Origin of the sequence: Streptomyces longispororuber, from assembly GCF_014656095.1 — a bacterium.
Classification (GTDB): domain Bacteria; phylum Actinomycetota; class Actinomycetes; order Streptomycetales; family Streptomycetaceae; genus Streptomyces; species Streptomyces longispororuber.
Genome location: NZ_BNBT01000236.1, coordinates 1 through 8297, shown reverse-complemented (window position 1 = coordinate 8297; position 8297 = coordinate 1). Strand labels below are relative to the sequence as shown.

Below are 8297 nucleotides of genomic sequence, written 5' to 3'. Positions count from 1 at the left end.
TGGCCAGGCCGCGGCCGCGGTGCGGGCGGGCCCGCGTGCGACGGGGCCCCTTCCGTGCTCGCCGTGCCCGCGCGGCCCGCGGCCGCTCCGGCCCTCATGGCCCCACCCCGCGGCGCGCCCGTATGGCCGTGCGTACGGGAACCAGTCGCGTGCCTGGGAACCAGCCTCGTGCCTGGGAACCAACCCCGCGCGCCTGGCAACCAACCCCGCGCCCGGGAACCAACCCCGCGCCCGGGAACCAACCCCGCGTACAGGACCTAGCCCCGCACACGGAAGCTGACGTACCGTCAACTCCGCCGGGGCGCCCGCCGTCCCGGCTGCCGCGACCGCCTGGCCCGCAGGGAGGCGCACCGTGCCGGACGACCGCCCCGTGCCCCTCGACGAGTACCCCGTCCACCAAGTGCCGCTGTCCATGAAGCACGTGGCCACCGGCGACCGGAACGCCTACGACCGGTGCATCTTCCACCTCTTCGACCACGAGGGCCGCGCCCTGCTGATCCTCGGCCTCGGCGTCTATCCCAACACAGGCGTCATCGACGCGTACGCCACCCTGCGTACGGGCGCTACGCTGCACGCCGTGCGGGCGTCGGACGCGCTCGGAGACGACCGCACGCACCTGGCCGTGGGGCCGCTGCGCATCGAGGTCGAGGAGCCCCTGCGCAGGTTCCGGCTGACCTGCGCCGCCGACCCCGGCGACGCGGACTCCCTCGCGTACGACGTCGTCTGGAACGCCGACTTCCCGGCCCTGTGGGAGCCGCACCACGTACAGCGGCGCGGCGGCCGGCTCACGCTCGAAGGCCGCCGGTTCGTGCAGGCGGGCCACTGCGAGGGCACGATCCGCGCCGGCGGCGGGGAGATCCCGGTGCGCGCGGGGCGGTGGACGGCGACCCGGGACCGGAGCTGGGGGGTGCGGCCCGTGCCGGGCGAGGAAGGCGGCCGCCTCGCTGAGGAGTTCCCCACGGAGGGGTTCCACTGGATCTGGTGCCCGGTCCGCTTCGCCGACCGCTTCCTGATGGTCGTCACCCAGGAGGACGCCGACGGCTACCGCAGCCTGAACGACGCGACCCTCGTCCGCCCCGGCCGGCCCGACCGCCAACTCGGCTGGCCCCAGGCCGACATCACCTACCGCTCCGGCACCCGGCACCCCGAGTCGGCCGTCGTCCACCTCGCCGACCCGCGCACCCGCGAGCCGCTGGAACTCGGCATCGAAGTCCTGACCTCCCTGCCGCTGGCCGTCGGCGCGGGCTACCCGCCCGCCGACGACTGGCAGCACGGCACCTGGCGCGGCCGCTCCTGGTGCGACCGGCGCACCTACGACCTCACGCACCCGGCCGCCCATCCCTTGGCCGCGTACGGCGTCGTCGACCACGCGGCCCGCTGCACCCTCGGCGGCAGGACCGGCCACGGGATCTTCGAGCACGGCACGTTCGGCCGCCACGACCCGAGCGGCTTCACCGGCTTCGACTCCGTGGCGCCCTGAGCGGCACCCGCCCCGGACGCACCCGCCCCGGACGCACCCGCCCCGGACGCACCCGCCCCGGAGGCATCCGCTCCGGACGCACCGGTCGCGGCCCACCCCGAGAGGAGCCCGGACATGGCCACCGCGCCCCGGCCCCGCACCACCACCCGCGACCCGGACGCCCTCGCCCGCCGCCTGTCCCGCTGGCTCGGCACCCGCCTGCCCGGAGCCCGGGCCGTCGACGTGACCGTGCCCGCGTCCAACGGCATGTCGAGCGAGACGCTCCTGTTCACGGTCGACCACCCCGCACCGCCCGCGCGCCACTGCGTGGCACGCCTGGCCGCCGACCCGGCCGCGTACACGATCTTCCCGGTGTACGACATGCCGCGGCAGTACCGCACTCTGCGGCTCGTGGCCGGCGCCAGCGACGTGCCGGTCCCGCGCGCGCTGTGGCTGGAGGACGACCCGGAACCGCTCGGCGCGCCCTTCCTGGTGATGGAGCGGGTCGCGGGCCGGGTGCCGCCGGACGTCATGCCGTACACGTACGAGGGCAACTGGCTGCACGCCGCGAGCGACGCCGAGCGCGCGCACCTGGAGGACGCCACGGTCCGCGTCCTCGCCCGCCTGCACGACCAGGTGCCGGTCGCGCGGGCCGGGTTCCTCGCCCTGCCCGGCGACGGCAGTCCGCTGCGCCGCCACGTCGCCGCCCAGCGCGCCTACTACGCGTGGGTGGTGCGCGGCCTGCCCCGCTCACCCCTGATCGAAAGCGCTTTCACGCGCCTCGGCGAGCTGTGGCCCGCCGAGGAGGGCGAGCCGGTGCTCACCTGGGGCGACGCCCGCATCGGCAACATCGTCTACGACGGCTTCGACCCGGCCGCCGTGCTCGACTGGGAGATGGCCTGCCTCGGACCGCGCGAACTCGACCTCGGCTGGACCGTCTACCTGCACCGCTTCTTCCAGGACCTGGCGACCGGCTCCGGACAGCGCGGGCTGCCCGCGTTCCTGCGCCGCGAGCGCGTCGAGGACCGCTACGCGGAGCTGACCGGCCACCGGCCGCGCGACATGGACTTCCACACGCTGTACGCCGCGCTGCGGCACGCCGTCGTCATGCTGCGCGTGGCCCACCGGCAGCTGCACTTCGGGGAGGCGACGCTCCCGGAGGACCCCGACACGCTGATCCTGCACCACGCGAGCCTCGCGGCGATGGTGCGCGGCGACTACTGGTGACGGCCGGGCCTCGGTGCCGGGCCGCGGGTCACCGTCGTGCGCGGCGCGTCAGGCGGCCGCGCGACGGGCCTGCCGGGGCACCCGCATCGGGCGCGAGCCCGGCCCGCCCACGTGCGAGAACGGCTGCGTACGCCAGTCCAGGCCCTGCGGCAGCGTCAGCAGCAGGGCGGTGTCCTGCTCCTGCGCCTCGGGCGACTCGTCCGCGGGCTCGGCCTCGGCCGCGGCGCGGCCCGTGCCGGCGCAGACGGTGAGCCCGAAGGGGTTCCACGGTGTGGGGCACAGCGCGTGCTCGGGCAGGACGTCCTCGTCCGTCAGGAGCGCGATGGGCTGCCCGCAGTCCGGGCAGGTCACGCGGTACATCTCCAGGGTGTCGTAGGCGTCGGAGGCGTCGTCGTCGACGGCGGGTTCGACGCCCTCCGGCGCGGGCTCGAGCAGCTCGACGGTCTGCTGCTTGCGGCGGACGGAGCGACCGGGGCGCTTCAGGTTCTGCATGGAAAATCTCCCCCTCGGGTGGGCCGACAAGGCACTGCGGCCTCGACCACAGCAAGCACTTCCCGTCCCGACCTGCGGGTAATCGCGGCAGCTCCCGCGAGCCTGTTCGGGATCTGTGGCGTTCGTCACATGCCGCGTGAAGATGCCGCCGCGCGCGGGGCGGCTCCGGGGGCGTGCGCAGGTATGCGGACCTGCGCGGAACCATGCGGACCCGCGCCCGCCGGGTGACGCTCACCGCCACCGTGCCGGCGTCGGCCGGGGGCGGGGGGCGCGGGCGCCCCGCTCCCACCGCCGCCGCCCGCGCGCGGGCGGCGCCCACCCCTCCGGCTCCCCGTGCCGGGAACCGTCCGCCCGCCGTTCGCACGCGGTTCAGGTACCGGCGGGGATCAAGGGCACTGTAGGTTCGGCGCATGGAGGAGCTGGACCGACAGATCGTGGAGCTGCTCGTCAAGGACGGGCGGATGAGCTACACCGACTTGGGCAAGGCCACGGGCCTGTCCACATCGGCCGTGCACCAGCGGGTGCGGCGGCTGGAGCAGCGCGGGGTGATCCGCGGGTACGCCGCGGTCGTCGACCCCGAGGCCGTCGGCCTGCCGCTCACCGCCTTCATCGCGGTGCGGCCGTTCGACCCCAGCGCCCCCGACGACATCGCCGAGCGCCTGGCCGGGGTGCCGGAGATCGAGGCCTGCCACAGCGTGGCCGGCGCGGAGAACTACCTCCTGAAGGTCCGGGTCGCCACCCCGCACGAACTGGAGAACCTGCTGGCCAGGCTGCGCTCGCTGGCCGGGGTCTCCACCCACACGACGGTGGTCCTCTCCACGCCGTACGAGGCCCGCCCGCCCCGCATCTGAGGCCGTCGCCACGGGCCGAGGTCCCTGCCGTCGGCACACCCGGACGGCCCGCACGGCGGTCCGGTCCGGCCCGGACCCCGGCGGCGGGCCGCCGCGGGCCGGGCGCGACACTGGTGTCCATGTTGTCCACGAGTGAGCGCACCACCCCCGACAGCGGACACCGCACCGTCCTGCTGCGCGGCGGGGAAGTCCACAGCCCCGCCGACCCCTTCGCGACCGCGATGGTCGTCGAGCGCGGCCACGTCGCCTGGGTCGGCTCCGAAGGCGCCGCCGACGCCTTCGCGGACGGTGTCGACGAGGTCGTCCACCTCGACGGCGCCCTGGTCACCCCCGCGTTCACCGACGCCCACGTGCACACCACGGGCACCGGACTCACGCTCACCGGCCTGGACCTGTCCGGGGCCGGGGACCTGGCCGAGGCCCTCGCCCTCGTCCGCGCGTACGCCGCAGGACGGCCGGGCGACCGCGTCCTGCTCGGGCACGGCTGGGACGCCGCCCGCTGGCCCGGCGGCCGACCGCCCACGCGCGCGGAGCTCGACGAGGCCGCAGGCGGCCGTCCCCTGTACCTCTCGCGGATCGACGTGCACTCCGCCGTCGTCACCACCGCGCTCCTCGACCTGGTGCCCGGCGTCACCGGCGAGCCCGGCTTCCACCCCGACGCGCCCCTGACCGCCGCCGCCCACCACCGGGTGCGCGAGGCCGCACACGCCGCCGTCACGCCCGAGCGGCGCGCCGAGGCCCAGCGCGCCGCGCTGCGGCACGCCGCGTCGCTCGGCATCGGCTCCGTCCACGAGTGCGCGGGCCCCACCATCTCCGGCGAGGACGACTTCACCGCCCTGCTGCGCCTGGCGGCCGAGGAGCCCGGACCGCGCGTCGTCGGCTACTGGGGCGAGCTCGGCGCCGAGGGCGTCGCCCGCGCGCGGGAGCTCGGCGCGGCGGGCGCCGCGGGCGACCTGTTCGTGGACGGCGCCCTCGGCTCCCACACGGCCTGCCTGCACGCGCCGTACGCCGACGCCGACGGGACCGGCAACGCCTACCTGAGCGCCGCGGACGTGGCCGGCCACGTCGTCGCCTGTGCCGGGGCGGGCCTCCAGGCCGGCTTCCACGCCATCGGGGACGCCGCCGTGTCCGCCGTCGTGGACGGTGTGCGCGCCGCCGCCGACAAGCTCGGCGTCGCCCGTGTCCGCGCCGCCCGGCACCGCGTCGAGCACGCCGAGATGCTCACCCCGGAGACCATCGCCGCCTTCGCCGACCTCGGCCTCACCGCCTCGGTGCAGCCCGCCTTCGATGCGCTGTGGGGCGGCGACGGCATGTACGCCCGCCGCCTCGGCGCCGAGCGCGCCCGCACCCTCAACCCGTACGCGGCCCTGCTGCGCGCCGGTGTCCCGCTGGCCTTCGGCTCCGACAGCCCCGTCACCCCCTTCGACCCCTGGGGGACCGTCCGCGCCGCCGCCTTCCACCACACCCCGGAGCACCGGGTGTCCGTGCGCGCCGCGTTCACCGCCCACACGCGCGGCGGCTGGCGGGCCACCGGCCGCGACGACGCCGGCGTCCTGGTGCCCGGCGCGCCCGCCGACTACGCCGTGTGGCGCACCGGCGAGCTCGTCGTACAGGCCCCCGACGACCGCGTCGCCCGCTGGTCGACCGACCCGCGCTCCGGCACCCCGGGCCTGCCCGACCTCACGCCCGGCGCCGACCTGCCCGTCTGCCTGCGCACGGTGGTGGCCGGGGAGACCGTGTACGTACGGCCGGGCGAGTGACGCCGGTGCGGCCGCGCGGCTCCGAACGGGGCCACGCGGCGCGTCGCGCGCCCGGCGCCGCTCCCCACTGACCTGCTGATCTACGGTAAGCGCCCAGGTCAGGCGGCTATTGACAGACGGCGGCCGTCGGCGGGTAGGTTCGGCCGGGTCCACCACAGGACGTCCGACCGGTGAACCTGCACGCAGTCGTCGAACGCCGCTGGGTCACGGGTGGCGCGCCGCACCGGCGCACCACCACAGGGAGCCAGGTCCAGCGCCCGCGACGCCCGGGCGCGGGAACGCGATCGCCGGGGCCCGGGCGTCCCTCCCGCTCCTCGGGAGCTCGGGGGAGGTGCGACCCGGGTGGGGCCCGGACGCTCAGTAGACAACGGCTCTCGGTCGACCCGCAGCCAGCGGGCCCCGGGCCGGACCGAAGGGCACCGGGCCCCGACCCGCAGGACCGCCCGCGCGCGCCGGCCGCCCCGGTGCCCGTGGGGTCGCGAGAGCCCCAGGCGGGGGACACTATGGTGGTCCCCTGCGTACGAACGAAGGGGCAGTAGTGAGCAACGGCGGCGGGATCGGCGAAGCAGCGGAAGCGGGGCGGCAGTTCGGCCCCCTCGGCCAGGCCTTGGTGATCATCCCGACCTACAACGAGGCGGAGAACATCCAGGGGATCGTGGGCCGGGTGCGCACCGCCGTGCCGGAGGCGCACGTCCTCGTCGCCGACGACAACAGCCCCGACGGCACCGGCAAGATCGCCGACGAGCTGGCGGCCGCGGACGACCAGGTCCACGTGCTGCACCGCAAGGGCAAGGAAGGCCTCGGCGCCGCCTACCTCGCGGGCTTCTCCTGGGGCCTCGAACACGGCTACGGCGTCCTCGTCGAGATGGACGCCGACGGCTCGCACCAGCCCGAGGAACTGCCGCGGCTGCTCACCGCCCTCAAGGGCGCCGACCTCGTGCTCGGCTCGCGCTGGGTGCCGGGCGGCCGGGTCGTCAACTGGCCCAAGTCCCGCGAGTTCCTCTCCCGCGGCGGCAGCACGTACTCCCGGCTGCTGCTCGACGTGCCGATCCGCGACGTCACCGGCGGCTACCGCGCCTTCCGCCGCGAGACCCTCGAAGGCCTCGGCCTCGGCGACGTGGCCTCCCAGGGCTACTGCTTCCAGGTCGACCTGGCCCGGCGGGCCGTCAAGGCCGGCTACCACGTCGTGGAGGTGCCCATCACCTTCGTGGAGCGCGAGCACGGCGACAGCAAGATGAGCCGCGACATCGTCGCGGAGGCGCTGTGGCGGGTCACCGCATGGGGCGTGGGAGAGCGCGTCGGCAAGGCCATCGGCCGCAAACAACCCTGACACCGCAGGCCCTCCGGGCCACGCTTTCGGGGTCCGCCCCCTCGGGGTCGCGTTTTCCGGGGCTGCGCTCCGGGGGTGCGTTTTCCGGGGCTGCGCTCCGGGGGTGCGCTTTCCGGGGCTGCGCTCCGGGGGTGCGCTTTTCGGGTCCGCCTCCGAGGGTTGCGCTTTCGGTGTCCGCCCTCCGGAGGTGCGTTTTCCGGGGCTGCCCTCGGGGGTTGCGTTTTCCGGGTCCGCCCTCCGGGGTCGCGCTTCCCGGGGCTGCCCTCGGGCGGCGCGCTCTCCGCGTTCTCGCCCCGCGTCCGCACGGCTGCCCGGTGCGGCCCCGGCAGCGGGGCCGCACCGGGTGCCCCGGAACCCCGTAACGATCACCCGCTTATCCCGGTCTGAGCCCGGGGCAGGCACACTGGGACCATGACGACTGGCGCACCGCCTCCCTTTACGACGCCCGCCCGGCCCCGGCGCTCCCGCGTGCTGCGGTTCCTGCCCCTCGCTGTGATCGGGTGGCTGGTCCTGGAGGTCTGGCTGCTGACCGTGGTGGCGGGCGCGTCGAGCGGTCTGGTCGTGTTCCTGCTGCTCGTGGGCGGGCTGGTGCTCGGCTCCTTCGTCATCAAGCGCGCCGGACGCCGCGCGTTCAAGAACCTGAGCGAGGCCGTGCGCCAGCAGCAGAGCGGCGTGACGCCCGAGCGGGAGCAGGGCGGCGGCAGCGCCCTCACGATGCTCGGCGGGCTGCTGCTCATCCTGCCGGGGCTGATCTCGGACGCCCTCGGCCTGCTGCTGCTCGTGCCGCCGCTGCAGAAGGTCCTCAGCCGCAGCGCCGAGCGCGCCTTCGAGCGCAAGCTCCGCGCCGCCGCGGCGGCCGCGCCGGGCAACCTGGGCGACGCCTTCCAGCAGGCCCGTATGCGCCACCCGGACGGCAAGGTCGTCCAGGGCGAGGTCATCCACGAGGAACAGCCGCCGACACGCCACCCGGCCCACGGCCCGGACGACCCGCAACTTCCCCGCTGAAGCGGGCCTCCGGCCCACAACGCGCCCAGTAGGCCTCCGGCCCGTTGGGCGCGTTCAGCAGGCCCCGGAGGCCCCGGCCCCTACGCGCCCGGCATGCCGCGGGCCCGCCGCGGCGCGGGGGGTGGCCGCACAGCGCGACGAGGGCCGGGGCCGCTGCGTGCAGCAGCGGCCCC

Annotated in this window: 6 protein-coding genes and 1 pseudogene; 6 read left to right on the top strand and 1 reads right to left on the bottom strand. The window is 76.1% G+C overall.

The window, feature by feature from the left end; genetic code table 11:
• The first annotated feature begins 352 nt into the window (after positions 1–352).
• Positions 353–1480, top strand: a complete 1128-nt coding sequence (locus tag IE330_RS36715) for an Rv3169 family protein (RefSeq protein WP_190140524.1) — start codon at positions 353–355, stop codon at positions 1478–1480.
• Between the two features lie 114 nt (positions 1481–1594).
• A complete protein-coding gene (locus IE330_RS36710; protein WP_190140523.1) occupies positions 1595–2686 on the top strand; it encodes a phosphotransferase family protein in 1092 nt (363 codons plus the stop codon).
• A 48-nt stretch (positions 2687–2734) separates the two neighbouring features.
• On the opposite strand, the gene IE330_RS36705 is transcribed toward IE330_RS36710, so the two are convergent.
• Entirely contained in the window at positions 2735–3178 is a 444-nt protein-coding gene (locus IE330_RS36705) for a hypothetical protein (RefSeq protein ID WP_190140522.1), read from the bottom strand.
• A 410-nt stretch (positions 3179–3588) separates the two neighbouring features.
• On the opposite strand from IE330_RS36705, the gene IE330_RS36700 reads away from it, so the two are divergent.
• From IE330_RS36700 to fxsA, 4 genes and pseudogenes are all read left to right on the top strand, one after another.
• Entirely contained in the window at positions 3589–4029 is a 441-nt protein-coding gene (locus tag IE330_RS36700) for an Lrp/AsnC family transcriptional regulator (RefSeq protein ID WP_190140521.1), read from the top strand.
• Positions 4030–4148: 119 nt separating this feature from the next.
• Positions 4149–5789: an amidohydrolase gene (locus IE330_RS36695; RefSeq protein WP_190140520.1), complete on the top strand. Its 1641-nt coding sequence runs from the start codon at positions 4149–4151 to the stop codon at positions 5787–5789.
• A gap of 538 nt (positions 5790–6327) precedes the next feature.
• Positions 6328–7119 (top strand): polyprenol monophosphomannose synthase, encoded by a 792-nt coding sequence (locus IE330_RS36690; protein WP_190140519.1) that lies wholly within the window; start codon positions 6328–6330, stop codon positions 7117–7119.
• 411 nt (positions 7120–7530) lie between these two features.
• A pseudogene (fxsA, locus tag IE330_RS36685) lies at positions 7531–8156 on the top strand (FxsA family membrane protein).
• Positions 8157–8297: the final 141 nt, after the last annotated feature.